Here is a 24,989-nt window from a genome sequence, read left to right on the forward strand (position 1 = left end):
GATCGCGCGCGGCGCGGGATCGCGGCGCGTGTCGACGAGGCGCCCGCCCCCGACGGACCCCGGGTGCGCTGCGCTTACCCGGGCTACGGCGCGGCTCTCCCTCATCGCGTACACGAAAGGCGCGGCTTTCCCTCCCGCACACGGAAGGGCGCGGCTTTCCCTTCTCCCGTAGACGGGAGAAGGTGCCCGCAGGGCGGATGAGGGCGCGCCCGCCGCTGTAGCACGTCTCCCCGCAGAAGACGCCATCGATTCACACCCCCGTCGATCGCGCCTTCGTAGCGTGGACTCCCGTTAACACCGAGCCCCGACCCTGCGCCGTTTCGTCCAAGCGTTCTCCAGCCGCGACGCGCTGCCAGCGACGATGCCCGAGCCGCTCGCGTCGGCGCTGCTCGCGCTGCCGGACCGCTACAACATCGGCGCGCGCCAGCCGGCCGCCGTGACCTACGTCGACGACATACATGGCGACCGCGCGCTCCGGGTCGGCGAGTTCGTCTGGGGCCTGGTGCCGAAGTGGTCGAAGGAACCGCAGACCAAGTACACGACCGTCACCGCGCGGCTCGAGCGCGCGCCGCGCAGCCGCATCTTCCGTGGCCCGTGGGAGCAGCGCCGCTGCGTGATCCCGATGAACGGCTATTACAAGTGGGACCGGAGCGCGAAGCCGGCGGTGCCGTACTTCATCCAGGCCCGCGACGGCCGCGCGCTGTTCGCCGCCGGCCTGTGGGAGCGCTGGGAGCGCGACGACCTGTCGCTGCTGAGCTTCGCCGTGCTGACCCACCCGAACCCGGCGATCCCCGCGCCGCTGGTGCCCGATGGCCCGGTGTTCCTGCCCCACGCGCAGTGGAGCCGCTGGGCCACCGACGCGCCGTGGTTCCCGATGCGCTACCTGACGACGATGAAGCAGCCCGAGCTGGAGGCGTACCGCGTCTCGCGCGCGATCCGCAACCCGGCGCTCGACGACTACACGCTGCTCGAGCCGGCCGATGCCGGCGCGCCGGACGACCCGGTCGACGACGGCGACGCCGATGACTGGGACGAGGACGAGGACTAGCGTGGGGTTGCTTGACTCCCTCCCCCGCCTGCGGGGGAGGGCTGGGGTGGGGGCGATTCCTGCGTCGACCGCCCCGCGCCACGCGTTCCACGCGCCTGCCTCAAACCAATGTCCTTCTCCCCCGCGTCCAAGCCGACGCGGCCGCGCGCGCCCCGCGCCCATCACGGCCCCTCCGCACCCCACGCGCGACGGTTCGCCTTCCACCGCCGCCGTCGCCACCGCTGCGCACCCACCTGGTGAGCCTGTTCGCGCCCACGCCCGTCACCCTCGTCGACGACGCCGAAGGCGGCATCGTCCACTGGCCGCAGTGGCTGCCGCCGTCGCTTGCCGATGCGTGGTTCGATGCGCTGCGCGACGGCGCCGCGTGGACGCACCAGCGCCGGCCGATGTACGACCGTATCGTCGACGTGCCGCGCCTGCTCGCGGCCTACCGCACCGACGCGCTGCCGCCCGACCTGCCGCTGGCCGAGCTGCTCGCGCGCGTGCAGGCCATCGCGCCGGCGCCGTTCAGCGCGGTCGGCCTGAACCTCTACCGCGACGGCGGCGACAGCGTCGCGATGCACAACGACAAGCTGCACACGATCGTCCCGCCGCACCCGATCGCGCTGGTGTCGCTGGGCGCCACGCGCCGCATGCGCATCCGTGCCAAGGACGGCCGCCGCGCGGTCGGCGTCGACCTGGACCCCGGCAGCCTGCTGGTGATGAGCCACGCCTCGCAGATCACCCACGAGCACGGCATCCCGAAGACCACGCGCAACGTCGGCCCGCGGATCAGCGTGGTGTTCCGGGTGCGGCCGGAGAACTGGCGGGTGGACTGACGCGTGCGACGCCGCCGACTGCACTCCCGCGCGCCATGCACGCCAGCGGACGCCCGCGCCACCAAAGAAAAAGGCCCCGAACGTCGGGGCCTTTCTCCTGCTGCCTGATGCAAGCCGCGTCTAGCGCTTACGCCGCCGGCGGCGCCGGCGAGGCCGGGTCCTGGCGCGGGCCGTTATCGAAGCGCTTGCCGAGCATCTGCTTCAGCGCCTCGACGCCTTCGCCCTTGCCGACGGTCTTCAGCACCCCGTAGCCCTGCAGCGCGGCGGCCATCACGTCGCTGCCGAGCGCCATCTCGGCGTCGCGCATCCGTTCCAGCAGGCGCGTGAGCTTGACGATGCGGTCGTTGAGCGCGTCGTGCGTCTCCAGGTCACGGCGCACCTCGGCCAAGTCAAAGTCGCGCGGCATCAGCCCGACGTTCTCCTCCATCACGCCCACCGCCTTGCGGCAGAACGCCTCGGAGCCGTCGCCCATCTTGACCATCGTCTTCTTGGTGGTCGGCGACACCGGCACCAGCAGCGGCGCGGCCGCCGCCTGCAGCTGCGCGAACGCCTGATCGAGCTGCGCCCACTGCTCGGCGCTGAGGTGCGTGGAAACCAGATTCTGTGTCATGGGACGACTCCTCGTGTGTGTGGTGGTCCATTCCGCCGGCCCTCATGGCCGGCCCGCGCAGCCTGCCCACCGCGAGCGCGGCTGTCGGTCGGGCAAGCGCGTCCGGCCGGGTAGGAAAACCCCGCACCCCGGGGTCGGACGACGCCCGCCGAGACGTCGGCGCCGCGCAGAGCGTTGCCCACGCAACGGTGAGGCGTTACTCGCGCGCGTGCAGTGGCCCGGTCGCGGGCGCCGCACGGATCGCCTGCACGCGAGCACGCGCGCGCCCGCGCACTGGCATCGACGCGCCCTCGATCGGACAGTGGCGCGCCTGCGGGGGTGCATCGAGGCGCACTCGTGGGGGTTGCGGCGCGTTCTCGCCCGAGCGGCTCGACGCCGTCGCGCGAATACCCACCCGCCCGCGCACGAGCGTCCACCGCCCTCGAACGCACCCCGGGCGACGTCGTGCGGACCCGCCCGTGCCCGCACGCGAGCGCGCCCGCAGCGTCGCGCGGGCACCCCGGTGCCTGCCCGCGAGCCGCTCACCGCCCGCCGGGCCCCCGCGCGAAGTGCGCTGGCCCCCGCGCGGGCCCTCGCGTGCGAAGGCGCGGCGGGCCACTGGGCCCCGGTTCCGGGCTCGCGCGAGGACCCCGCCGAGCGATCGCCCCCATTCCGGTGGCCGCCCGCGAGCACCGCAGCACTCGCACGCGAGCATCGCTGCGCTAGCCGGACCCCTCCGCGCGCTCGATCACGACCGGTCGAGTGCTCGCGCGACCCGACGCCACCGCTCGCGCAATTCGGCCAGACACCTACGGGTAAATCCCGAAGGCCACCGCCAAGGCGCGCCTAGAGGTGGTCGTGATGTTCAGCGCGCGGAGGGAACGGCCGGCTCATCCCACGGATTCACGCGATTGGGTCGGCGGGTTGGACCGCCGACGTTGAGTGCTACAGCGTGCGAACTAGCCCGCGAAAGTAGGCCTGCGTCTCGGCATCACTGCAGTAAACAAAGCAGCCCTTGAGGCCCCGCGTCATCAGTGTCTTATATGTGTTTCGGATGATCCGGTCGGTGAGTTCGGACGTGCCCTCGGGGTCAGCCTGCATCCGGGTGGTGTATCCCCAGATAGACCTGTCCCTGCCCGAGCGGTTCTGGGGCGCAGAGACGAGCTGACCCTCCCGCATCAGCAGGTCGGGTCCGACGATCACGCCAACGTAGTCGAGCTCCAAGCCTTGGCACGTATGGATGCAGCCCACCTCGTCGATCGAGCTGGGAGTCATGATCCAGAGGCTCCCGTCGCGGTCGAGGTTCCAGCGTTTGGCGTAGCCGTGCTCGGGGAACTCGATATCGAAGGCATCCGGCCTGCGCCTACTTACCCAGTCCCAGCAGTAGCCGGCCACTACGCGTGCCCGGTTCTTAGCCTTGTTCTTCTCGGCGATGAGGGCGTGAAGTTCGACAGGCGAGTCGATCACGCGGAAGTCGAAATCGATTCCGTCGAAGGTGGAATTAGCGGTCTCCCGGATTCCGAGGTTGTGGTCGAGCCACGCGATGTAGCCGTCTGATCCGTTGCATCGGAACTGCGAGCGGAGCTCAAGCTCGCTGACCGCCGCGCCCAAGGTCGACGCCCAGCGTCGTAGCTCTGCGGAGTGTCCAATGTCCTTTAGGGTGACGACCTGATCGTCGTCGACGAAGAACACTGTGCAGTTCGCGCTAGTAATCAGTTCCTTGATCTGGTTCTCGCCGAGGTTGCCGTACAGACCCGACTTCTCGTTGAGCCGGTGGGCCTCGTCGACGACTAGAACGTCGAACGTGTTAGGAGGGGTGTTTATAAAGGCGCCTGATCCGGCGAAGAGGTTGGATATCTCGGTCTGCTTGAGCGTCCCGGTGAGCTTGGCCTTGTAAACGGCTCGAGGCGCTGCGTTCTTTGATACGTACTTCCCGACCAGCCCAAGCTTCGACAGCTCCACGAGCAGGTTGATCGCCACCACCGACTTTCCGGTTCCCGGTCCGCCTTTGATGATCAACACCTGCTTGCTCTCAGGGGAGGCTCGACGAGCAATGGCAATCGCGTTCTCAAACACGACCTTTTGGTCATCGACCAGCACGAACTCGCGGTTGCCCTTGATCATCTTGGCCAGGCTGTCGACCAGCATCTTCGACGGCCGGATGCGACCCTGCTCAATCTTGAAGAGCAGTTCGGCGTTGTCGCCTTTCTTGACATGCTGCTTGATGAACTCGCGCAGGCGCTTGCGTTCCGCCTCGCCCTTCAGGAACAGCGGCGCCTTCTCGATGTAGGGCGCGTAATGCGCGTTATCGATGACGTCGTCCGCGACGTAGTTGTGCAGGTAAGCGCAAGGTCGCAATGCGACCCCGCCGTCATAGACCGCTTCGTTGAAGCCCTCCAGCAGGGCGGCGTAGGACCACGCCTGGTAGGACGGATGGGCGCCTTCGCGCGGGCCCGTGCTGCCACCCCGACGCGCCAGGATGATGCAGTCCTTGTCGCTCAGAAATGATTCCGACCACTGCTTGAGCTCGACGATGATGACGTGCTCCACGTCGTCGTCCGAGCGACCGGACAAGAGGAAGTCGATGCGCTTGGAGGTCTGCGGTATGCCGAACTCGATGCCGACCCCCATGTCGTCGGGAAGGTCCTTGTCGCGCAGGACGTTCGCCATCTGGCCGAGCGAGTGCTGCCAAGAGCGGTACTCGGCATCCGTCGCGTAGCGCCCCGTCGACTTGAGGTATTCGGTGTGGACGATGTCCTCGATGACGCGGTCGGTCACGTCCTCGAGGAAGCGCAACTTGGTGTGCTGGTAGACGATCACGAAAGGCTCCCCCTGCCTGCCGTTTACAGCTCAGTGTACTTGGCGCTCTTTCCCTTCGATTTCTCAACCGGGTACTTCAGCGCGTTCTTCTGAAGCTTTCGATCAGCGGCGGTCGGCAGGTCAATCCCGAGCTTGTCGGAAAGGCGCACGAGGTAGAGGAGAACGTCCGCAAGCTCTTCAGCGACGTCCTCCCGCTTCTCTTCAGGAAGTGAGCGGCTCTGCTCGTCGGTGAGCCACTGGAAATGCTCGAGGATCTCGGCCGCTTCGACCGCCAGCGCCGTGGCTAGGTTCTTGGGGGAGTGGAACTGATCCCAGTCACGCTCAGCCGCGAATAGCCGGAGTGAGGCCTATAGGGAAGGAATGTCCGTCGGCATGGTTGTCGCCCGATTTGTCTGGCAGCATCGTAGTGCACTTGGCGAGCCCGGCAGATCGGTGCCCGCCTTGGCGGATGTTCGGCGGTGGCGAGATGCCGATTCAGGCCTTCCTGATGCGAGCAGCCGACAACGTGGCACAGGGGAGACATCGTGAAGCGCGTTCTGCTCTTGGTCGTTCTGGCGGCAACTTCCTGTACCCAAGCGTCTTCAGACCGCGCCGCCGCCCGCCCCGAACAGGCGGGCCAGCCCATGAACCCGGTTGCCACCGCAGCGCGCATCGCCGCCGTGCGTGCCAATGCGGCCGTCGGCAACCAGGCCGGGGTGAAGCGCGAGATGGAGGCCTTCCACGAAGACTTCCGCAAGTCGATCAAGCGCGCCGACCCGGGTCGGCGCGTCGATCGCGACGCGGCGCGCGCCGCGGCCCGCTCGATCGACGGCGTGCGGTCGGTGGTCTGGGTCGACCACGAGAACCTGCTGGCCATCGTCGAGGCCAACGAGCTGCGCAGCCAGGCCACCATCGATTCGATCTGCATGGCGCTCGAGCCGCTTGGCGACACCCTCGGGGTCGTCGTCAACCTGCAAAGCGGCGCGGCCCGCACCGGCGACGAGCTGGAGGTGCTCAGCCGCAACTGTCAGCTTGCACCCGGCGATCGGGCGATGCTGCAGCGGAACCGGCAGATCGACGTGATCGCGCCCGAGGTGAGGAGGCAGCACCGCGCGAATCAGCGCGACAGCGGCGATCAGGCCAGCGCTGACGCGGCGATCGACGTCCTGAAAGACAGCACGCCGGAGATGTAGTTCTGCCGCGGTTGTGCGGGCGAATGTTCACGCCATTTCCACGCAAATCGCCCCCGTTCCGCGACGAGACAGCTTGAGTTGGCAATCCTGCTTGCGTCACCACCGAAGCAGGAGGTCGTAATGTCCACCGACACCAAGACGCCGTTCGATCACGTGAACGACACGCTGACGCAGCTCAAGGAGATGCGTCACTACTCGAAGAACAACGTCGAGCGGCTGACCACGCAGTGGCTGCTGTTCGACAGCGAGCTGAAGAAGCTCAAGCAGGCCGAGCGCATCGAGGACCTGATGGTCCGCGCCGGCGAGCTGCACGAGGCGATCGAGGCGGAGATCACCGAGCTCGAGGAGCTGGCGGTCAAGCTGCAGCCGGCCGGCGACGACGGCGAGGGCGGCGGCACGATGCACTGATCCGCCGGCGTCCCATGCACCAGCGAGAAGGCCCCGGAAACGGGGCCTTTTCGTTGCAGCGGTTCTGGGTCGGGATGCGAGCGCGCACGGACCGGGCATTCGACCCCGCCATCCGGCACCGCCTGGGGTCGCCCCCAAGGGTGCCGTCGGTGGCCGCTGCCGCGCGTCAGCGGGTCTGCAGCGACACGTCGTCCAGCAGGAACGACGTGGCCACCTGCGCGCCCTCGACGCCCTCGAAGTACACGCGCACGGTCTGGCCGCGGTACGCCGACACGTCGAAGCTGCGCTGCACGTAGGTGCTGCCCTTGTCGAGGTTGGAGTACGTGCCCAGCGTGGCGATCACCGCGTTGCTGCCGTTGCGCAGCTGCACCTTGACCGTGTCGAAGGCCGTGGTCGTGGTGGTCTCGGCGCTGGCGACGCGCAGCCAGAAGCCCAGCGTGGCGCTGGTCGCTGCGGCCGGGATCGCCACCGACTGGTACACGAACTCGGTGTTGGCACTGCCGTAGCCGTTGAGCCACGCCTTCCACGTGCCGGTGCGGGCGGCATACGTGGTGTTCTTGGTGATCACCCCGTTGCTGGCGGTCCAGCCGGTCTTGCCGGCCTCGAAGCCGCCGTTGGTCAGCCGCTCCACCGCCGGCGCGGTGTTGGTGACCGTGAACGCCGCGGCGGCCGACGTGGCGCTGTTGCCGGCGGCGTCGAACGCGCGTGCGGTCAGGCTGTGGCTGCCGTCGGCGACGGTGGTGGAGTCGAACGCGATCGCGTACGGCGCCGCGGCGTCGGAACCGCGCAGCACGCCGTCGACGTAGAAGTCGACCAGCGTCACGCCGACGTTGTCCGACGCGCTGGCCGACAGGGTGATGCTGCCGCTGCCGCCGGCGGTGCTGGCGCTGACCGTCGGCGCGACGGTGTCGGCCGGGGCGGCGTTGTCGACGGTGAACGCCACGCCGGCGGAGGTCGCGCTGTTGCCGGCGGCGTCGAACGCGCGGGCCGTCAGGCTGTGGCTGCCGTTGGCGACGGTGGTCGAATCGAACGCAATGGCGTACGGGGCGGTGGTGTCGCTGCCCACCAGCGCGCCGTCGACGAGGAACTCAACCCGGGTCACGCCGACGTTGTCGCTGGCGGTCGCCGCCAGCGTGACCGTGCCGCTGGTGCCGGACGTGCTGGCGCTGACGGTGGGCGCGACGGTATCGGCCGGGGCGCTGCCCTGGCTGACCCACACCGGCGCCGACCACAGGCGCAGCCCGTTGGCCTGGGTGACCAGCGCGTAGAAGAAGTGCTCGCCGTTGGCCGGGGTGAAGGTGTGGGTGGTGCTGCCCTCGGCCAGCTGCGCCACGGTGCCGTTGCGGCCGGGCACGCCGGCGAAGAACTGCACGCGCTGCACGGTCTGTCCGGTGGTGCTGGCGAAGTTGGCGGTCAGGGTCAGCGGGCCGCTGTTGGCGAAGCTCTCGCCCATCACGCGCCCGTTGCCGGTCAGCACCAGCTGGCCGGACTTGTCCTCGGTCGCGAACACGCGGCGCGCGCGCAGGGCGTCGGTGAACGTGGTGGTGTCGAGCGCGGCGCTGTCGGGCAGAAGCACGCCGGTGCGGTTGGTGAACGACAGGCCCCAGTTGGCGCAGTGGTTGTCCTGGTTGGTCGACGGCGCGACCTTGTAGCCGGCCTCCAGCAGTTTGTTCCAGGCGCCGACGTAGCTGCTGCGGCTGGTTTCGGTCTCGGTGGTGTTGGTCGAGAACGCGGAGCTGTTGAGCACCTCGGTCATCACCATCACGTCGGCGCCGTTGGCGTCGAAGCCCAGCGGCACGCCGCCGACGAGGAACTGGCCGGTGGTGGCCGGGTGGTTGAACTGGCCGATCCAGCCGCGCGCCTTCATCGTCGCGTACAGGGCCGGGTAATCGCTCTTGGGCGTGTCGACCTCGCCGATCAGCTGGCCGGAGCTGTTGTATTCCCAGTTCGGCAGCGCGTCGGCATTGACGATGTTCAGGTGGCCGCCGTTGCTGATGACGCCCCACTCCAGGCCATACAGCGCCATGAAGGACGGGTGTGCGGCGCGGTAGTCGGCGGCGGCCTGCAGGCCGCTGTCGAACAGGGCGATGGCGGTGGCGGGACTGGCCGACGTCGCGGTGCTCGTCGAGCCGTCGTACATGTGGTTGTGCTCGGAGTTGAGCAGGAAGTCGCCGCCGGCTTGGGTGCGCATCGTGGCGTAGGCGTCGGTGGGGCCGAACGCGCCGTTCTGCGGGCCCTGCGAACTGGTGCAGGTGGCCAGGTCGCCGCCGCCGTCGCTGTGGTTCGTCTGGGCGTGGAAGTTGCCGTAGTAGATCGTGTACGGCAGGCCCGAACCGGACGCGATCGCCTGCGTGCTGAGGCTGCTGTCAGCGGTGGTGCTCGGCCCGGCGTCGCGCTGGCGGGCCGTGCGCAGCGGCGCCATGGCGCGGCCGTTGGCCGGACGGACGTCGCCGACCATCACGTCGTAGTCCTGTTCGATCACTTCGTCGGCGAAGGCGGCCATCGACACGGCGATGCGCTCGCGCTCCGGTCGCGCCGCGTCCTCGGCCTGGTCCATCGCCGGCACGGCGCGCAGCCGCAGGGTGTAGTAGCCGGCTGGCAGTCGCTGGCCACGCTCGTCGCGGCCGTCCCACGCCAGCTCCACACGGCCGCGCGGGCCGTCGAGTGTGCGGATGCCCTGCCACTGCCGCACCACGCGGCCGTCGGGCGCGATCGCCTCGAGCGTCCACGCACCGGCCACGGCGCCGTTCGCGTACGGATAGGTGAAGTCCAGCCGGACCGGATACTGCCCGCCGCGCGCGCGGAACGGCGCGTCGAGCGTGGCGCCGAACTCGGCGTGGTCGGGATGGGCCAGGTCACTGGCGACCACGGAACCGCACAGCAACATCAGCGCGGCGGCAAGCGCGCGCCGGCGCAGGGCAATCGACGTCATGGAATGGATGCTCCCCAAGGAATCGCATCCATGCGACGTAGTCCTGCCGCGATGGTGCCGAAGCGTCGCGACAATTGCATGACGCGCTGCGACGCCGCGGGCGCGGGCCTGCCGCGGGGCAAGCCGGGGGCCGCAGCCCAGGCTGCGGCAACGCCTCCGGCCCGCATCGCGTGCCGGGGACATCGCACCGTGCGGGGGCAAGCCGGTGGCCCTGCGTTGACGCGCACCGGGCTGGTGCCGAAGATGCCTCCACCGGCCCGAGGACGAGGGCCGCGCAGTCGACAACGGAGGTCCACTGATGCCCGGCACCACCTTCCTGCACGCCCTCTCGATCGCCGCGCTCCTCGCGCTGCCCGCGTGCACCCCCGCCAGCCCGCCCACCAAGGACGACCCCATGAGCCGAGCGCCCGCGCCCGCCGACAAGTTCAACCTGCAGCCGGTCAAGGAGTGGCCGCTGACGTTCGATTCGCATTCGTTTGGCGTCTACACCTACGACACGTACGGGGTCGAGGTGGTCTACGCCGGTCGGATCCAGCTTCAGGAGTCCGACACCGAGCTGCAGCGCTCGTCGGCCAGCTATGGACCTGATTATCGGAGCGCTTGGGGCAGCGGGCACATCGACATCCGCAACTTTCCGCCGCCGGCGGAAGTGAAGTGGCGTTCCAAGGACGGCACACCGCACCAGGCGCGGATCGACATCGCCGAGATCTTCCGTGACGAGGTGGTTCGTCACAACGTGGCGCGCGACGAAATGAGCGACGTGCCTCACGGCGAGTATCGGTTTGATCCGCATGTCGCGTTGGAGATCAACGACCGAACGCTTCGTGTGTACATGCAGGCATTCGTGCCGACGAAGCACCTACAGATTCCAGGCAACCGCTATAGCGGCTCACGGGATGAGCCTGTGCTGGTGAAGACCTACAACTACTGAGACAAGGAGTGTCGCCATGGGTGGAACCCTAGCGGGCGGAGCCTCGCGCCCGGTCACGGAACACGAGCTGGTCGAGTACGGAGCGATGCAGGCACTGCAGGCGCGGCAGCGCGTCCCGCTGCTGCAGCCCAAGAATGATCCAAACGCGCACGTGTTCGCCGCGCTCTTCGACGGCACCGGACAGGATCTCGGCGACCCCAAGCAACTTCCCACAAACGTCGGCCACCTCGCTCGCCAACTTCAGTCGCTTTCGGAAGACCCCGGCCGCCGCGTCCGCTTTACCTACGTGGAAGGGATTGGCACCCAGTCGAATCCAATCGGTCGTGCGTGGGACGGAGCCGTCGCGCACTCGTGGGACGAGAAGATCGAGAAGGCTTACGTCCAGATGGCGCGCGACGTCGCCCGCTGGAAACAGGCCAACCCCGAGGCGGAGGTCAGGGTGATGTCGGTCGGGTATAGCCGCGGCGCCGTCTTGGCACCGGGCTTCGCCCGGCTGGTTGACCGCTACGGCATTGCCGATCCCGACGGCCTCACCTTCGGCCGCGACGAACACGGCAACATCACCGTCGAATCGCCGCGCCCGCCGCTGATCGCACCCGGTCAGGTCGCGCAGACGCTGGCGCTGATGGACCCGGTCGGCACCAACCTGCCGCGCAACTACGACGCCCGGCCGCCGGCGTCGGTGCTGGCGACGTTCTCGCTGCTGGCCGGCGACGAGAACCGCGAGTTGTTCCCGCACTTGGCCATCGCCGACCTCGAGCTGTCGGCCGACCGCCGCCACCTCGGCGCTGTGGTCGCGGGCGGCCACTCCAACGTCGGCGGCGGCAACCGCGAGGCGGGGCTGGAGACGCTGGCGTTCAACGCGATGGCCGACTTCCTCAACGCGCAGGTCGAGCGGCCGCTGGTCGCGTACCGCGCGCCGCCGGCCGAGCGGGCGCAGTACACCGTGTTCCAGGCCGACGGCGCGACCGCGGTGTTCGGCCTGCGCGTCGACCGCGACGGCCAGCGCAACGTGCGCGAGGAGCTGGCCAACTGCGTGATCGTGAACCCGTGCCGCGACGCCGAGCCGGTCGACGCGGCGCTGGCGTCGCGCTTCGCGTGGCGGCCGGTGACGCCGGGCTGGACGGTGCCGACGCTCGATCAGCTGCGCGCGCCCGGGCTGACCGCGGCGCTGCCGCCGGAGCATCCGTCCGCGGGCACGCTTCGGCACGCCGCGGCGCCGTCGCCCGCCGATCCGTCGCACCCGGACCACGCGATGCTCGAGCAGATCCGCCACGGCGTGCGCGGGCTCGACGCGCAGGCCGGCAAGCCGTTCGACGAGGCCAGCGAGCGGCTCAGCCGCCACCTGCTGGCCGCCAGCAAGGACGGCCGCGACCTGTACCCCGACCGCGGCGGGGCGCCGCTGGACGCGGTCGCGCTGCGCCGCGTCGATCACGTCGTGGTCGGCACCGACGGGCGCTTCGCGTTCGCGGTCGAAGGCCGGCTCGACGACCCGGCCCACCGCCGCGCCGCCGTGCTGCTGGCCGATGCCTTGAAGACCCCGCTGGAGCGCGCCGACGCGCGGCTCGATGACGCCAACCGCGCGCTCGCGCAGGAGCTGGGGCGCGCGCCGACGCAGGTGCAGGCCGAAGAGCGCGTGCGCGAACCGGTGCACGCGGCGCCGGTGCGCTAGGGGTCGGCCCTGGCGCGTGCTCTGGATGCCAAGGCACTCGCAGTGGACGTGGTCCTGGGGTTTGCTCCTTCCCCCGCTGGCGGGGGAAGGCCGGGATGGGGGCGCACGGTGCCGACGTTCGCCGCGAGGGTCGCCCCCACCCCAACCCTCCCCCGCAGGCGGGGGAGGGAGTCGAAAGCGCGGCTCCGGGATGTCTCGCGGCCTTGCCAGCGGGGCCTTCTGTTCAAGGCTGGCGAGTCACGAGAAGGCCCCGGAAACGGGGCCTTCTGTTTGGATCCGATGCGTGTCGCGCGCGTCAGCCGCCCGAACGCTCGCGTTCGATCGCGCGCCAGCCGATGTCGTGGCGGTGGAACTCGCCGTGCCACGAGATGCCGGCGACTTCCGAGTACGCCTTGCGCTGCGCGTCCTCGACGGTGTCGCCGAGCGCGCACACGCACAGCACGCGGCCGCCGCTGGTGACGACCTGGCCGTCGACCAGCGCGGTGCCGGCGTGGAACACCTTGGTGTCGGCCACGTCGGGCACGTCCCACTCGCTGATCGCATCGCCCAGCCGCGGCGTGCCCGGGTAGTTCTCGGCGGCCATCACCACGCCGAGGCTCGGGCGCGGGTCCCACTGCGCCTGCACGCTGTCGAGCCGGCCGTCGATCGCGGCCTCGACCAGCTCGAGCAGGTCGGACTGCAGCCGCAGCATCACCGGCTGGGTCTCCGGGTCGCCGAAGCGCACGTTGTACTCGATGACCTTCGGCGCGCCGGCCTTGTCGATCATCAGGCCCGCGTAGAGGAAGCCGGTGAACGGCACGCCGTCGGCGATCATGCCGCGCACGGTCGGCTCGACGACCTCGCGCATGACCCGCGCGTGCACCTCGGGCGTGACCACCGGCGCCGGCGAGTACGCGCCCATGCCGCCGGTGTTCGGGCCGGTGTCGCCATCGCCGACGCGCTTGTGGTCCTGGCTGGTCGCCATCGGCAGCGCGGTGGTGCCGTCGACCATCGAGATGAAGCTGGCCTCCTCGCCGTCGAGGAACTCCTCGATCACCACGCGCGCGCCGGCGGCGCCGAACGCGTAACCGCCGAGCATGTCGGTGACCGCGGCCTCGGCCTCGGCCAGCGTCATCGCGACGATCACGCCCTTGCCGGCGGCCAGGCCGTCGGCCTTGATCACGATCGGCGCGCCCTTGAGCTTGATGTACTCCAGCGCCTCGTCGACGTGGGTGTGCACGGCGTAGTGCGCGGTCGGGATGCCGTGGCGGGCCAGGAAGTCCTTCGCGTAGGCCTTGCTGCCCTCGAGCTGCGCCGCGGCCGCGGTCGGCCCGAACACGCGCTGGCCGGCGGCGCGGAAGCGGTCGACGACGCCGGCCACCAGCGGCACCTCGGGCCCGACCACGGTCACCGCGACGCCTTCGCGCTGCGCGAGCGCGAGCAGGCCGTCGAGGTCGTCGGCCTTGACCGCGACGTTGCGGCACTTGGCCTCGGTCGCGGTGCCGGCGTTGCCCGGCGCGACCAGCACGTCGGTCACGCGCGGCGACTGCGCGAGCTTCCAGGCCAGCGCATGTTCGCGACCGCCGGAACCGATGACGAGGACTTTCATGGCAGGGAATCCTGGTGAGTTGCGCGCTTGCGGCGAGGCATCGTGTGGCTCGGGTCAGTGCCTGAAGTGGCGCACGCCGGTGAACACCATCGCCAGGCCGTGCTCGTCCGCGGCGGCGATGACCTCGGCGTCGCGCATCGAACCGCCCGGCTGGATCACCGCCTTGATGCCGGCGGCGGCGGCGGCGTCGATGCCGTCGCGGAACGGGAAGAACGCGTCCGACGCCATCACCGAGCCCGGCACCACCAGCCCGGCTTCGTCGGCCTTGAGGCCGGCGATCTTGGCCGACACGACGCGGCTCATCTGCCCGGCGCCGATGCCGATCGTGCGCTGGTCACGTGCGTAGACGATCGCGTTGGACTTGACGTACTTGGCCACGCGCCAGGCGAACAGCAGGTCGTCCATCTGCTTGTCGGTCGGGGCGATCTTCGTGACGACTTTGAGCTCGTCGCGGCCGACCTCGCGGATGTCGCTGGTCTGCATCAGCAGGCCCGAGCCGACGCGCTTGACGTCCATGTTGTTGCGGCCGTCGCCGTGCGGGATCTTCAGCACGCGGACGTTGGCCTTCTTGGTGCAGTAATCGAGCGCGCCTTGCTCGTAGTCGGGCGCGATCAGTACCTCGACGAACTGGCGGTCGAGGATGGCCTTGGCGGTGGCGGCGTCGAGCGTCGTGTTGAACGCGAGGATGCCGCCGAACGCGCTGGTCGGGTCGGTCGCGTAGGCCAGCTCGTAGGCGTCGCCGCACGACACGCCCTGGGCCACGCCGCACGGGTTGGCGTGCTTGACGATGACGCAGGCCGGCTGCTCGAACTGGCGCACGCACTCCCACGCCGCGTCGGCGTCGGCCAGGTTGTTGAAGCTCAGCTCCTTGCCCTGCAGCTGGGTGAACGTCGCCAGCGTGCCGGGCACCGGCCACAGGTCGCGGTAGAACGCGCCGTGCTGGTGCGGGTTCTCGCCGTAGCGCAGGTCCATGACCTTGACGAAGTTGCTGTTGCTCTGCGCCGGGAACAGCTGCGGCGTGCCGGCGTCGTCGAGCCCCGAGAGGTAGTTGCTGATGCACGCGTCGTAGAACGCGACGCTGTTGAACGCGGCCACCGCGAGCGCGAAGCGGGTCTTGGCCGACAGCGCGCCGTCGTTGGCCTCGAGCTCGGCCAGCAGGCCGGCGTACTGCGACGGGTCGGTGGCGACGGCGACGCGGGCGAAGTTCTTCGCCGCCGAGCGCAGCATCGCCGGGCCGCCGATGTCGATGTTCTCGATGATCTCGTCGAACGTGCTGGCCGGGTTCGCCGACACCTGCGCGAACGGGTACAGGTTCAGCACCAGCAGGTCGATCCTGCCGATGCCGTGCGCAGCCATCACCGCGTCGTCGACGCCGGCGCGGCCGAGCAGGCCGCCGTGCACGATCGGGTGCAGGGTCTTGACCCGGCCGTCCATCATTTCCGGGAAGCCGGTGACGTCGCTGACGTCGCGCACCGGCAGGCCGGCGTCGCGGATCGCTTTCGCGGTGCCGCCGGTCGACAGCAGCGCCACGCCGCGCGCGGACAGCGCCCGGGCCAGGTCGATCAGGCCGGTCTTGTCGGAGACGGACAGCAGCGCGGTGCGGATCGGTACGGCCGTGTCGGGCGAGGCGTCGGCGGTCATGCGGGCGAGGGCGGGCAGCGAGGGAGCCGCGAATTATAGCGGCGGCCCCGGGCGCGGGCCTGGCGCTGCAAACGTCGTCAGTCGCATCGCACGCCCGCAGGGCGGGCGCGGCGCGGCTCAGCCCAGGCCGTAGTCGCGCAGCTTCTTGCGCAGCGTCGCGCGGTGGATGCCGAGCATCGCCGCGGCGCGGCTCTGGTTGCCGTCGCAGTGCTCGAGCACTTCGGCGAACAGCGGGATCTCGAGTTCGCGCAGCGCGATCTCGTAGAGGTTCTCGGTGCCGCAGCCGTTGAGGTCGCCGAGGTAGCGGCGGATCGACGTGGCCACGTGGTCGCGCAGCGGTACCCGCGGACCGGGGCGGGCGGAGTCGGTGCGGTCGGCGGCTGCGTTCAAATCGGTCCCCTGCGGTGCACCGTCGTCGGCTCGACCGGACGACGGGAGCGGGAGTCTAGCGCGCGTCCGTCGCGCGGAACAACGCGACCTCGGTCCAGTTGCGTCGCATGCGGCCGCGTGCCGACGGGCGGCAGTGCGACTGACGCATTCAGCGGGCTGAAGCGGTCATTCGAACTCGAACGAGAACGCCACGATGTTCGGCGCCGGTTCGATCACGTCGAACTCGACCAGCGCGCTCTGTCCCGGCGCGAGCACGTCGGTGGGTGCGTGGCCGCGGCGGTATTCGGTCGGCGCGAACGCGCGCGCGCCCGCTTCGCGGCCGTCGACGTCGGACAGGCTCAGCCGCAGCGTCGGCCACGGCTGCGCCCAGCGCGCGTCGTTGCGGAAGCTCGCGCTCACCCGCAGCACGCCGACGGCGCCGGGTTTGGGCTGCACGCTGCGGTCGAGCAGCGCGAACGCGGCCGGCTCGCGCCACGCGGGCAGGTCGCAGCGCAGCACCGCGCACACGCCGGTCAGCAGCGGGCGCCAGCGCGCCTGGGTGGCGAGTTCGTCGCGCTGCGCGAGCAGCAGCTGCAGCGGCAGCAGCGCGGCGAGCACGCCGAGCACGATCCACTCGCGCCGCTGCGTGCGGCGCGCGGCGGGCACCGGCGCGTCGCCGCGGACGAAGCTGGGCGCGGCGCGGCCGCGCGGGGCCGACGCGCGCTTCGCGGCTGGTGCCGGAGTCGCGATGGCTGCGGATGGGGTTGCGGTTTCGCTCGCCGGGGCGGGCGGAGAGTCGGCCTGCGGCGCGATGCCCGCGTCGGTCGCGGCAGGTGCGGCGGATGCGACGGCCGCGTCGGGATCTGGCGCTCGCGCGCCGCCGTCAGCGGCGGCGGCATCGGTCGAGGGCTGCGCCACGTTCGCGTCGTCGCCGTCCATCGCGTTCTCGGCCGCGGTCTCGTGCGGTCCGTCGAGCAGGCCGCCGCAGCGCGGGCAGCGCGGCTCGTCGCCGTCGCCGGGCGCGGTGGGCGCGGTCAGGAAGCCGCAGTGCGGGCAGGTCACGAGCATCGACCGGAGTGTACGGCGCGCGCGCCCGGCCCCGTCGACCGGACGCGGCGCGGCGCAGTGCGCGCGGTCGCAGATCGCGCCGGTCGCCGATCGATCGCGTGCCGCACGCGCGCGCTCAGCGGCGGCGCACGCCGGTGACGCGCATCCAGTCGTCGAGCCGGTCGGCGCGCAGGTCGTCGAAATGCGCCGCGTACGCGGCGATCACCTCGTCCTCCTGCCCGGCGAGGATGCCGGACATCGCCAGCACGCCGCCGGGTGCGACGCGCGCGGTGATCGTGTCGGCCAGTGCGACCAGCGCGGAGGCGAGGATGTTCGCGACCACGACCGGGTAGGTCGCGGCCGGCTCGTCGTCGGGCAGGTACACCTCGAGGCGGTCGTCGACGCCGTTGCGCTGCGCGTTGTCCCGCGTCGCGGTGACCGCCTGCGGGTCGTTGTCGACGCCGATCGCTTGCGCAGCGCCGAGCTTCAGCGCGGCGAGTGCGAGGATGCCGCTGCCGCAGCCGAAGTCGAGCACGCGCGCGTCGCGCAGCGCGCCGGCGTCGGCCAGGCCGTCAAGCCACTGCAGGCACAGCGCGGTGGTCGGGTGCGTGCCCGAACCGAACGCCAGCCCCGGGTCGAGCCGCACCACCGCCGCGTCGGCCGCGTCGGCGCCGTCGGGCAGGTCGTGGTTCCACGGCACGATCCAGGTGCGCCGGCCGAACTGCAGCGGCACGTACTGGTCCATCCACGCGCGCTCCCAGTCCTGGTCGGCGACGTCGCGGAACTCGGCGCGCGACCAGTCGAGGCCCGCGTCGGCGGCGCTCAACGCATGCAGCAGCAGCTCGCGCGGCGTTTCGGCCGGGAACAGCGCGGTCAGCACCATCTCGCCCCACAGCGGCTGCTCGCCGACGCCGGGCTCGAAGATCGCCTGCTCGTCGGGCGCGTCGGCGTGCGCGTCGGCCAGCGTGACCGCGAGCGCGCCGACGTCCTCCAGCGCGCGCTCGTAGCGCGGCTGCTGGAGTTCGGTGCAGGGCAGGGTGAGTTCGAGGAAGGGCATGGGTCATGCTTCCTCGAAGTAATCCGAATCGATACGCTTGACGACGTAGCTCGCAACCGGCGAAACGCCGACATTGTGGTCGATCATGAGACGCGTGATTTGGCGACCATCCAGCAAGACCACCCGCGGATCGATGCGCGTCACATAGTCCGTCGCTTCTGCCGAGAACGACGAAGTTGTCATGAACACGCCTTTACGAGCTCGCTGCCCCTGCAGTGCGCCGACGAATTTCTGAATGTCGGGCCTGCCCACATTGCCTTGCCATCGTTTGGCTTGGATATAGATCGCGTCGAGCCCCAAGCGGTCCTCTTTAATAATTCCGTCGATCCCGCCGTCGCCGCTCTTCCCTATGCGTCGCCCCGCGTCTTCTAGGGAGCCGCCATAACCCATGGCGACGAGGAGCTCGACGACGACACGCTCGAAGAACTCCGGGGATCCGGCGAGCAATCTGGACAGCAGTTCAGACGCCAACTCGTCCGTAATCGACGCGTGCGCGGACTCAAGAATTTCATCAGGAGTGCGTGAGTCTGCCGCCATAGGTTCCGCGGCAGAGATAGTCGCTTCTCCCCCCTGTGCTGCGCCCCCCTTGAGGTAAAAGGCTCTGAATTCGGGAAACCTGGACAGGTACTCAAGATCGATCTTGTGAGGCGCCTCCGCCAACACCTGCTGACCACGAGAAGTGATGAAGAACTGCCCGCGCTTCGGCTTCTCGAGCAGGCCAGCGTTCTTGAGATAAAAGCTCGCCCATCCGGCCCTATTGCGAAGCGTGGTCTGCTGACCGCTGGGGAGGCGTGCCTGTCTGTCCTCGTCGGAGAGGCCAAACTCGCTCGCGAGAAGTGCCTCCGCCTGTGCGAGCGTTTGGGCCCGCTTTTCACCGGCAAGGCGGAGTAGGGGCAGGAGCAGGGTTTGGTAGTCGGGAACGGCCATGGGGTGCTCGCAGAATCAGACGATCGACAGCGCCTTTTCCTTCTGTTCCTTCAGCCGCTTTTCCAGGTAGTGGATGTTCATTCCGCCCTGGGCGAAGCCGGCGTCGGACAGGATGCGCTGCTGCAGCGGCACGTTGGTCTTGATGCCGTCGACGACCATCTCGCTCAGCGCCACGCGCATGCGCGCGATCGCGGTCTCGCGGTCGCGGCCGTGGACGATCAGCTTGCCGATCATCGAGTCGTAGTTCGGCGGCACGCGATAGCCCTCGTAGATGTGGCTGTCGACGCGCACGCCGGGGCCGCCGGGCGCGTGGAAGTGCGCGATCAGGCCGGGGCACGGCATGAACGTCTCCGGGTCCTCGGCGTTGATGCGGCATTCGATCGCGTGGCCGTCGAGGACGACGTCCGACTGCTTGATCGTCAGCTTGTGGCCGGCGGCGATCAGCAACTGCTCGCGGACCAGGTCGATGCCGGTGACCATTTCGGTGACCGGGTGCTCGACCTGGATGCGGGTGTTCATTTCGATGAAGTAGAAGCGGCCGTTCTCGTACAGGAACTCGAACGTGCCGGCGCCGCGGTAGCCGATGCGGATGCAGGCCTCGGTGCAGACCTTGCCGATCTGCGCGCGCTGTTCGGGCGTGATGCCCGGCGCCGGCGCTTCCTCGACGACCTTCTGGTGGCGGCGCTGCATCGAGCAGTCGCGCTCGCCGAGGTGGATCGCGTTGCCCTGGCCGTCGGCGAGCACCTGGATCTCGACGTGGCGCGGGTTCTCGAGGAACTTCTCCATGTAGACCATGTCGTTGCCGAAGGCCGCCTTGGCCTCGGACTTGGTCGTCAGGATCGCGTTGTTGAGGTGCGCCTCGGTGTGGACCACGCGCATGCCGCGGCCACCGCCGCCGCCGGCGGCCTTGACGATCACCGGGTAGCCGATCTCGCGCGCGATCTTGACGTTGGTCGCCGCGTCGTCGCCGAGCGGGCCGCCGCTGCCGGGCACGCACGGCACGCCGGCCTCCTTCATCGCGCGGATCGCCTCGACCTTGTCGCCCATCAGCCGGATGGTGTCGGCCTTCGGGCCGATGAACACGAAGCCGGACTGCTCGACGCGCTCGGCGAAGTCGGCGTTCTCGCTGAGGAAGCCGTAGCCGGGGTGGATCGCCTGCGCGTCGGTGACCTCGGCGGCGGCGATGATCTGCGCCATGTTGAGGTAGCTGTCGGTCGACGGCGCCGGGCCGATGCAGACCGACTCGTCGGCCATCGCGACGTGCTTGAGGTTGCGGTCGACGGTGGAGTGCACCGCGACCGTGCGGATGCCCAGCGCGTGGCACGCGCGCAGGATGCGCAGCGCGATCTCACCGCGGTTGGCGATTACGACTTTGTCGAGCATGAAGAGTTTCCATTGAGCTGAGGCGCCTGAAACGTCCGGCCGATCGGCCTGCAGGCCGATCGGCGTTCGCGGGCCCGCGGCATGCCGCGGGACAGCCCCCGCTTACCCAATCACGAACAGCGGCTGGTCGAACTCGATCGGCTGGCCGTTCTCGACCATCACCTTGAGCACGGTGCCGGACACGTCGGCCTCGATCGGGTTGAACATCTTCATCGCCTCGATGATGCCGAGGGTCTCGCCGGCCTTGACCGCCTGGCCGACGCTGACGAACGCCGGCTTGTCCGGCGAGGCCGACGCGTAGAACGTGCCGACCATCGGCGCGCGCACGACGTGGCCGTCGGGCAGGTCGTGCGCCGGCTTGGCGTGGCCGCCGGTCGCCGCCTCGGTCGGGCCCTGCATCGGCATCACCGGCGCGGCCGGCGCCGCGGGCGCCGGGTGGTAGGCCGGGGCCGCGGCGGCCACGGCGACGCCGCGCGGGGTGCGCGCCAGGCGGACCGACTCCTCGCCCTCCTTGATCTCGATTTCGGCGAGGTTGGATTCCTCGAGCAGGTCGATCAGCTTCTTGATTTTGCGCAGGTCCATCGAACGGGCCTCTGGGTCGGGCGCCCCGGCGACCGGGGCGGGAAGATCGGGAAAGGGGTCAGCCCGCCGGCGCCGCCGCGAGGCGTGCCAGCGCGGCGTCGAGGGCGTAGCGGTAGCTGTCGGCGCCGAAGCCGCAGACCACGCCGACGGCGAGGTCGCTGACGTAGCTGGCGTGGCGGAACGGCTCGCGGGCGTGCGGGTTCGACAGGTGGACTTCGACGAACGGCACCGCGACCGCGGCCAGCGCGTCGCGGATCGCCACGCTGGTGTGGGTGAACGCGGCCGGGTTGATCACGATGAAGGCGGTGCCGTCGGTGCGCGCGGCCTGGATGCGGTCGACCAGCACGTGCTCGGCGTTTGACTGCAGGCTGTCGTAGATGTGACCGGCGGCCTCGGTGCGGGCGCGCAGGTCGGCGTCGATCTGCGCCAGCGTGGTGTGGCCGTAGACCCCCGGCTCGCGCGTGCCGAGCAGGTTGAGGTTGGGGCCGTGCAGGACCAGCAGCTGCGCCATTCGGGACCGGGACCGGCGACCCGGGTTCGGGTCGAAAGGCCGGCAGTGTGCGTGACGGGTCGCAGGGTGTCCAGACGTTCGGCGCCATATCGCCGAACTTGTCGCGATTTAAGCAGTTGTTTGAGTGGCGGCTCTAAACCCGCGTCAGCGCTGTGCCCAGCCGTCGATTTCGCCGCGCGCGAACGGCCCCAGGCGCTGTTTCAGCAGGCGCCCGTCGGCGTCGACCAGCACGCTGTACGGCAGCACGCCGTTGCGGTTGCCGAGCTGCACGCTGCTGTCGCGCGGGCCGGCGGTGTCGAGCGCGATCGGGTAGGCGACCGGCACCTGCTGCAGGAATGCGCGCACCGCGTCGGCGTCGTCGAGCGCGATGCCGACCACTTGCGTGCCGTCGGCGCCCTGCGCCTTGGCGTAGCGGTCGAGCTCGGGCATCTCCTCGATGCACGGGCCGCACCAGCTGGCCCAGAAGTTGATCAGCAGCGGCTTGCCGTCGTTGCGCGGCAGTTCGACGACGTTGCCGTCGAGACCGCGCAGTCTCAGCAGCGGTATCGGTTCGCCGCGACTGGCGACCGGCAGGTCGGCCGGTGGCGCCGGCTGGGTGGCCGCGCCGACGGCCTGCAGCGCGCGCTGCCCGGCCTCGGTGCGCCACAGCGGGCCGGGCCGCTGCACCAGCACGCCGGCGACCACGCCGAGCACCGCGGCCGCCAGCGCGACCGCCAGCACCTTGCCGTTGCCCGGCATCAGCGCGCCGCCACCGGCGCGGTCGACGCGGCGGCGGCCTCGGCCAGCGCGTCGCGCGCGACCTCGGGGGTCAGCACCGTCGGCAGCACCCGGCCTTCGCCACCGCCGGCCGGAAACACCACGTAGAGCGGCACGCCGACGGCCTTGTAGCGCTGCAGGAACGCGGTCAGTTCGGGCTCGACGTTGGTCCAGTCCCCTTCCATGTAGACCGCATTGGCGGCCTCGAGCGCGTCGCGGAAGCCGTCGCGGGCGAACACCGCCTTCTCGTTGGCCTTGCAGGTCACGCACCAGTCGGCGGTGACGTTGACGAACACCACGCGCCCGCTGGCGCGCAGGTCGGCCAGGCGCTGTTCGGAGAACGCGACCTTGGCGAAGGCGGCGTCGTCGGCCACCGCAACTGCAGCGGCGGCCGGGCGCGGCACCTGGTGCAGCTGGGCCAGCGGCCAGATCACCGCCAGCATCGCGGCGCCGGCCAGCGCGGCCAGCCGCGGACGGCCGGTGGCGCGCGCGCGGGTCCAGGCCCAGGCGGCGAACGCGAGCACGATCGCTGCGACCATCCACCATCCCACCGCGTCGGCGCCGCGCTGGCGCGCGAGCACCCATGCCAGCCACGCCGCGGTCAGGTACAGCGGGAAGGCCAGCACCTGCTTCAGCGTTTCCATCCACGCGCCGGGGCGCGGCAGGCGGTGCGCGAGTGCGGGAATGAAGCCGATCAGCAGGAACGGCAGCGCCAGGCCGAGGCCGAGGGCCAGGAACACCGCCAGCGCGACCGCGGTCGGCGCGGTGAATGCCCACGCCAGCGCCGCGCCCATGAACGGCGCGGTGCACGGGGTCGCGACGACGACGGCGAGCACGCCGGTGAAGAAGTCGCCGGCAGGCCCGGACTGCGTCGTCAGCCCGTGGCCGACGCCGGTCCAGCGCCCGCCCAGATGCCACACGCCCGACAGGCTGAGGCCGAGGCCGAACATCAGCAGCGCCAGCACCGCGACGACCAGCGGCTGCTGCAGCTGGAAGCCCCAGCCGAGCGCCAGCCCGGCCGCGCGCAGGCCCAGCGCCAGCGCGCCGAGCGCGAGGAAGCTCAGCAGCACGCCGGCGGTGTACCAGAGCGCGTGGCGACGGGCGCGCGCCGGGTCCTGGCCGTTGCCGGCCAGCGACAGCGCCTTCAGCGACAGCACCGGCAGCACGCACGGCATCAGGTTGAGGATCAGGCCGCCGAGCAGCGCCAGCAGCAGGGCCGAGCCGAGGCCGAGGTCGGCCCCGCGCGGCGCGGCGCTGCCGGCCGCGGCGCCGTTGCCAGTGTTGGTCGCGCTGGCGTCGGCGGCGCTGTCGGCGGCCGACACGGTGCTGACGGTCGCGCCGCCGGCGGGCTGCGCGGCCGGCGCGTCGGCCGCGGCGGGTGACGGGTCGGTTGCGACGGCCGTCCCCGTCGCCGCGCGTGCGTCGGCGGGTGCGGCCGGGTCGGTGGCGACGATGCCGCCGGCCGGCAGCGTCAGCGACACGGTGCGGGTCATCGGCGGGTAGCAGATGCCGTCGGTCTGGCAGCCCTGGAAAGAGGCCGTCAGCGTCAGCGGCGTGGCCGCGGTCGATGTGCGCTGCAGTGGCACCGGCACGTCGATCTGGTCGAAGTACACCGCGACCTGGCCGAAGTACTCGTCTTTCCACGGCGTCGCCTTCGGCCACGTCGGGCGGCCGAGGGTGACCCCCGCCGCTTCGGCGCGCAGCGTCAGCGAGGTCTTGTCGCGGTACAGGTAATAGCCGCGCGCGGGGGTGAAGCGCAGCAGCAGGGTGTTGGCGTCGCCGACGATCGCCTCGAAGCCGAACGCCTGCTCGGCCGGCAGCGGCAGCGCTTCGGTGCCGCCGGCGGTGCCGGCCAGGCCGCCGAGCAGGCCGCCGCCGGCCGCCGGCGCGCCGCTGCCCGCGCCGAACGCGACCGTCGGCGCGGCATCGCCGCCGGCCAGCGCGACGGTGACGGTGCGGGTTTGCGGCGGGTAGCAGATGCCCAGGTCCGCGCAGCCCTGGTAGCGGATCTTCAGCGTCGCCTGCGACGCGGTCGCGCGGCCCGGCAGCGTCGCCTCGAGCGTGCCGCGATAGGTCTCGACGTCGCCGAAAAATTCGTCGCGGTACGCCTTGCCCTTCGGCAGCTGCAGCGGCTGCGCGGCGAAGCCGGCATCGGCGGTGACCGACGTGCGGTGCCGGTAGAGGTAGTAGCCGTCGGCGATCTTCCAGCGGATCGCGATGCGGTCCGGCGCGACCGCCTCGGTGCTCAGCACGAACGCCTCGTCGACCGGCAGCAGGTCGTCCTGGCTGACCGCCGCGGCCGCCACGGCGGGCAGCAGGCCGGCGAGCAGCAGCGCAGCGGACATCAGGCCGGCGCGGAGGCGTCGGCCGGTGCGGATGGAGGAGTCACTCATGCGGTCGGGTCTGCTCGGTTACCCAGGCGAGGTACGGCGCGAGGCCGCCAGCGGCTTCGACCGCGACCAGCTCGGGCAGTTCATGGGGGTGCAGGGCGCGCACGCGCGCGATCAGCGCGTCGAGCCGGTCGTCGCGGGTCTTGGCGATCAGCAGCACCTCGTCGGCCTGCTCGATCGCGCCGTCCCAGCGGTACGTCGAGCGCATCCCCGGCAGCACCTGCACGCAGGCGGCGAGTCGCTCGGCTACCAGCGCGCGGGCGATCGCGTCGGCGGTCGCGGCGTCGGGGCAGGCGCTGTGGACGATCAGGACGGGCATCGCCGCGATTGTAGCGGCGCGGCGCCGTC

General features: G+C 70.6%; 21 protein-coding genes and 1 pseudogene. 6 read left to right on the forward strand and 16 right to left on the reverse strand.

Annotated elements, in window-relative coordinates; translation table 11 throughout:
• Window positions 1-361 precede the first annotated feature (361 nt).
• Entirely contained in the window at window positions 362-1,048 is a 687-nt protein-coding gene (locus tag D3A60_RS13670; RefSeq protein ID WP_119719321.1) for an SOS response-associated peptidase, read from the forward strand.
• Between the two features lie 236 nt (window positions 1,049-1,284).
• A complete protein-coding gene (locus D3A60_RS13675) occupies window positions 1,285-1,866 on the forward strand; it encodes an alpha-ketoglutarate-dependent dioxygenase AlkB family protein (protein WP_119719322.1) in 582 nt (193 codons plus the stop codon).
• Window positions 1,867-1,993: 127 nt separating this feature from the next.
• Here the strand turns inward: D3A60_RS13675 and D3A60_RS13680 are convergent, their stop codons facing one another.
• From D3A60_RS13680 to D3A60_RS13690, 3 genes and pseudogenes are all read right to left on the reverse strand, one after another.
• Complete coding sequence (locus tag D3A60_RS13680) at window positions 1,994-2,476, reverse strand: hypothetical protein (RefSeq protein ID WP_231120523.1); 483 nt, start codon at window positions 2,474-2,476, stop codon at window positions 1,994-1,996.
• Between the two features lie 924 nt (window positions 2,477-3,400).
• Window positions 3,401-5,275: a DNA/RNA helicase domain-containing protein gene (locus tag D3A60_RS13685; protein WP_119719323.1), complete on the reverse strand. Its 1,875-nt coding sequence runs from the start codon at window positions 5,273-5,275 to the stop codon at window positions 3,401-3,403.
• A 23-nt stretch (window positions 5,276-5,298) separates the two neighbouring features.
• Window positions 5,299-5,562, reverse strand: a pseudogene (locus D3A60_RS13690) (nucleotide pyrophosphohydrolase); the annotation flags it as partial.
• Window positions 5,563-5,799: 237 nt separating this feature from the next.
• On the opposite strand from D3A60_RS13690, the gene D3A60_RS13695 reads away from it, so the two are divergent.
• Together D3A60_RS13695 and D3A60_RS13700 are read left to right on the forward strand one after the other, a co-directional pair.
• Complete coding sequence (locus D3A60_RS13695) at window positions 5,800-6,447, forward strand: hypothetical protein (protein ID WP_196778754.1); 648 nt, start codon at window positions 5,800-5,802, stop codon at window positions 6,445-6,447.
• 120 nt (window positions 6,448-6,567) lie between these two features.
• Window positions 6,568-6,855: a hypothetical protein gene (locus D3A60_RS13700; RefSeq protein WP_119719325.1), complete on the forward strand. Its 288-nt coding sequence runs from the start codon at window positions 6,568-6,570 to the stop codon at window positions 6,853-6,855.
• A gap of 166 nt (window positions 6,856-7,021) precedes the next feature.
• Here D3A60_RS13700 and D3A60_RS13705 read toward each other — a convergent pair whose 3' ends face one another.
• Complete coding sequence (locus D3A60_RS13705; RefSeq protein ID WP_119719326.1) at window positions 7,022-9,787, reverse strand: Ig-like domain-containing protein; 2,766 nt, start codon at window positions 9,785-9,787, stop codon at window positions 7,022-7,024.
• 298 nt (window positions 9,788-10,085) lie between these two features.
• Here D3A60_RS13705 and D3A60_RS13710 point away from each other — a divergent pair, with 298 nt between their 5' ends.
• Window positions 10,086-10,718, forward strand: coding sequence for a hypothetical protein (locus tag D3A60_RS13710; protein ID WP_119719327.1), 633 nt, complete (start codon window positions 10,086-10,088; stop codon window positions 10,716-10,718).
• Window positions 10,719-10,734: 16 nt separating this feature from the next.
• Window positions 10,735-12,390: a T6SS phospholipase effector Tle1-like catalytic domain-containing protein gene (locus D3A60_RS13715; protein WP_119719328.1), complete on the forward strand. Its 1,656-nt coding sequence runs from the start codon at window positions 10,735-10,737 to the stop codon at window positions 12,388-12,390.
• Window positions 12,391-12,685: 295 nt separating this feature from the next.
• Here the strand turns inward: D3A60_RS13715 and purD are convergent, their stop codons facing one another.
• The 12 genes from purD to cutA all read right to left on the reverse strand — a co-directional run bounded on the left by purD (window position 12,686) and on the right by cutA (window position 24,960).
• A complete protein-coding gene (gene purD, locus D3A60_RS13720; protein WP_119719329.1) occupies window positions 12,686-13,978 on the reverse strand; it encodes a phosphoribosylamine--glycine ligase in 1,293 nt (430 codons plus the stop codon).
• A 54-nt stretch (window positions 13,979-14,032) separates the two neighbouring features.
• Window positions 14,033-15,619 carry a bifunctional phosphoribosylaminoimidazolecarboxamide formyltransferase/IMP cyclohydrolase gene (gene purH, locus D3A60_RS13725; RefSeq protein ID WP_119719330.1) on the reverse strand — a complete coding sequence of 529 codons (1,587 nt, stop codon included), beginning with the start codon at window positions 15,617-15,619 and terminating at the stop codon, window positions 14,033-14,035.
• A 117-nt stretch (window positions 15,620-15,736) separates the two neighbouring features.
• A complete protein-coding gene (fis, locus tag D3A60_RS13730; protein WP_119719331.1) occupies window positions 15,737-16,009 on the reverse strand; it encodes a DNA-binding transcriptional regulator Fis in 273 nt (90 codons plus the stop codon).
• Between the two features lie 165 nt (window positions 16,010-16,174).
• Window positions 16,175-17,056 (reverse strand): DUF3426 domain-containing protein, encoded by an 882-nt coding sequence (locus tag D3A60_RS13735; protein WP_119719332.1) that lies wholly within the window; start codon window positions 17,054-17,056, stop codon window positions 16,175-16,177.
• 115 nt (window positions 17,057-17,171) lie between these two features.
• Window positions 17,172-18,092, reverse strand: a complete 921-nt coding sequence (gene prmA, locus D3A60_RS13740) for a 50S ribosomal protein L11 methyltransferase (protein WP_119719333.1) — start codon at window positions 18,090-18,092, stop codon at window positions 17,172-17,174.
• Window positions 18,093-18,095: 3 nt separating this feature from the next.
• Window positions 18,096-19,019, reverse strand: a complete 924-nt coding sequence (locus tag D3A60_RS13745) for a restriction endonuclease (protein ID WP_119719334.1) — start codon at window positions 19,017-19,019, stop codon at window positions 18,096-18,098.
• A 15-nt stretch (window positions 19,020-19,034) separates the two neighbouring features.
• Complete coding sequence (gene accC / locus D3A60_RS13750; RefSeq protein ID WP_119719335.1) at window positions 19,035-20,402, reverse strand: acetyl-CoA carboxylase biotin carboxylase subunit; 1,368 nt, start codon at window positions 20,400-20,402, stop codon at window positions 19,035-19,037.
• A 102-nt stretch (window positions 20,403-20,504) separates the two neighbouring features.
• Window positions 20,505-20,984 carry an acetyl-CoA carboxylase biotin carboxyl carrier protein gene (gene accB / locus D3A60_RS13755; RefSeq protein ID WP_119719336.1) on the reverse strand — a complete coding sequence of 160 codons (480 nt, stop codon included), beginning with the start codon at window positions 20,982-20,984 and terminating at the stop codon, window positions 20,505-20,507.
• Between the two features lie 58 nt (window positions 20,985-21,042).
• On the reverse strand, window positions 21,043-21,495 hold the full coding sequence (gene aroQ, locus D3A60_RS13760) for a type II 3-dehydroquinate dehydratase (protein ID WP_119719337.1): 453 nt from the start codon (window positions 21,493-21,495) through the stop codon (window positions 21,043-21,045).
• Between the two features lie 144 nt (window positions 21,496-21,639).
• On the reverse strand, window positions 21,640-22,167 hold the full coding sequence (locus D3A60_RS13765; protein WP_407062793.1) for a TlpA disulfide reductase family protein: 528 nt from the start codon (window positions 22,165-22,167) through the stop codon (window positions 21,640-21,642).
• A 65-nt stretch (window positions 22,168-22,232) separates the two neighbouring features.
• Window positions 22,233-24,644, reverse strand: coding sequence for a protein-disulfide reductase DsbD (locus D3A60_RS13770; protein WP_119719339.1), 2,412 nt, complete (start codon window positions 24,642-24,644; stop codon window positions 22,233-22,235).
• Complete coding sequence (gene cutA / locus D3A60_RS13775) at window positions 24,637-24,960, reverse strand: divalent-cation tolerance protein CutA (RefSeq protein ID WP_119719340.1); 324 nt, start codon at window positions 24,958-24,960, stop codon at window positions 24,637-24,639. The genes D3A60_RS13770 and cutA overlap by 8 nt, the downstream gene beginning before the upstream one ends.
• Window positions 24,961-24,989 lie beyond the last annotated feature (29 nt).

The organism is Cognatilysobacter tabacisoli (assembly GCF_003586305.1).
Lineage (GTDB): Bacteria > Pseudomonadota > Gammaproteobacteria > Xanthomonadales > Xanthomonadaceae > Cognatilysobacter_A > Cognatilysobacter_A tabacisoli.

Excerpts from the sequence above, each read along its gene's own strand:
- D3A60_RS13680 (WP_231120523.1), bottom strand. The coding sequence starts at position 2,476 with ATGACACAGAATCTGGTTTCCACGCACCTCAGCGCCGAGCAGTGGGCG.
- aroQ (WP_119719337.1), bottom strand. The coding sequence starts at position 21,495 with ATGGCGCAGCTGCTGGTCCTGCACGGCCCCAACCTCAACCTGCTCGGC.
- D3A60_RS13710 (WP_119719327.1), top strand. The coding sequence starts at position 10,086 with ATGCCCGGCACCACCTTCCTGCACGCCCTCTCGATCGCCGCGCTCCTC.
- D3A60_RS13715 (WP_119719328.1), top strand. The coding sequence starts at position 10,735 with ATGGGTGGAACCCTAGCGGGCGGAGCCTCGCGCCCGGTCACGGAACAC.
- accC (WP_119719335.1), bottom strand. The coding sequence starts at position 20,402 with ATGCTCGACAAAGTCGTAATCGCCAACCGCGGTGAGATCGCGCTGCGC.
- prmA (WP_119719333.1), bottom strand. The coding sequence starts at position 18,092 with ATGCCCTTCCTCGAACTCACCCTGCCCTGCACCGAACTCCAGCAGCCG.
- D3A60_RS13700 (WP_119719325.1), top strand. The coding sequence starts at position 6,568 with ATGTCCACCGACACCAAGACGCCGTTCGATCACGTGAACGACACGCTG.
- D3A60_RS13705 (WP_119719326.1), bottom strand. The coding sequence starts at position 9,787 with ATGACGTCGATTGCCCTGCGCCGGCGCGCGCTTGCCGCCGCGCTGATG.
- purD (WP_119719329.1), bottom strand. The coding sequence starts at position 13,978 with ATGAAAGTCCTCGTCATCGGTTCCGGCGGTCGCGAACATGCGCTGGCC.
- D3A60_RS13770 (WP_119719339.1), bottom strand. The coding sequence starts at position 24,644 with ATGAGTGACTCCTCCATCCGCACCGGCCGACGCCTCCGCGCCGGCCTG.
- accB (WP_119719336.1), bottom strand. The coding sequence starts at position 20,984 with ATGGACCTGCGCAAAATCAAGAAGCTGATCGACCTGCTCGAGGAATCC.
- D3A60_RS13735 (WP_119719332.1), bottom strand. The coding sequence starts at position 17,056 with ATGCTCGTGACCTGCCCGCACTGCGGCTTCCTGACCGCGCCCACCGCG.
- purH (WP_119719330.1), bottom strand. The coding sequence starts at position 15,619 with ATGACCGCCGACGCCTCGCCCGACACGGCCGTACCGATCCGCACCGCG.
- D3A60_RS13745 (WP_119719334.1), bottom strand. The coding sequence starts at position 19,019 with ATGGCCGTTCCCGACTACCAAACCCTGCTCCTGCCCCTACTCCGCCTT.
- cutA (WP_119719340.1), bottom strand. The coding sequence starts at position 24,960 with ATGCCCGTCCTGATCGTCCACAGCGCCTGCCCCGACGCCGCGACCGCC.
- D3A60_RS13670 (WP_119719321.1), top strand. The coding sequence starts at position 362 with ATGCCCGAGCCGCTCGCGTCGGCGCTGCTCGCGCTGCCGGACCGCTAC.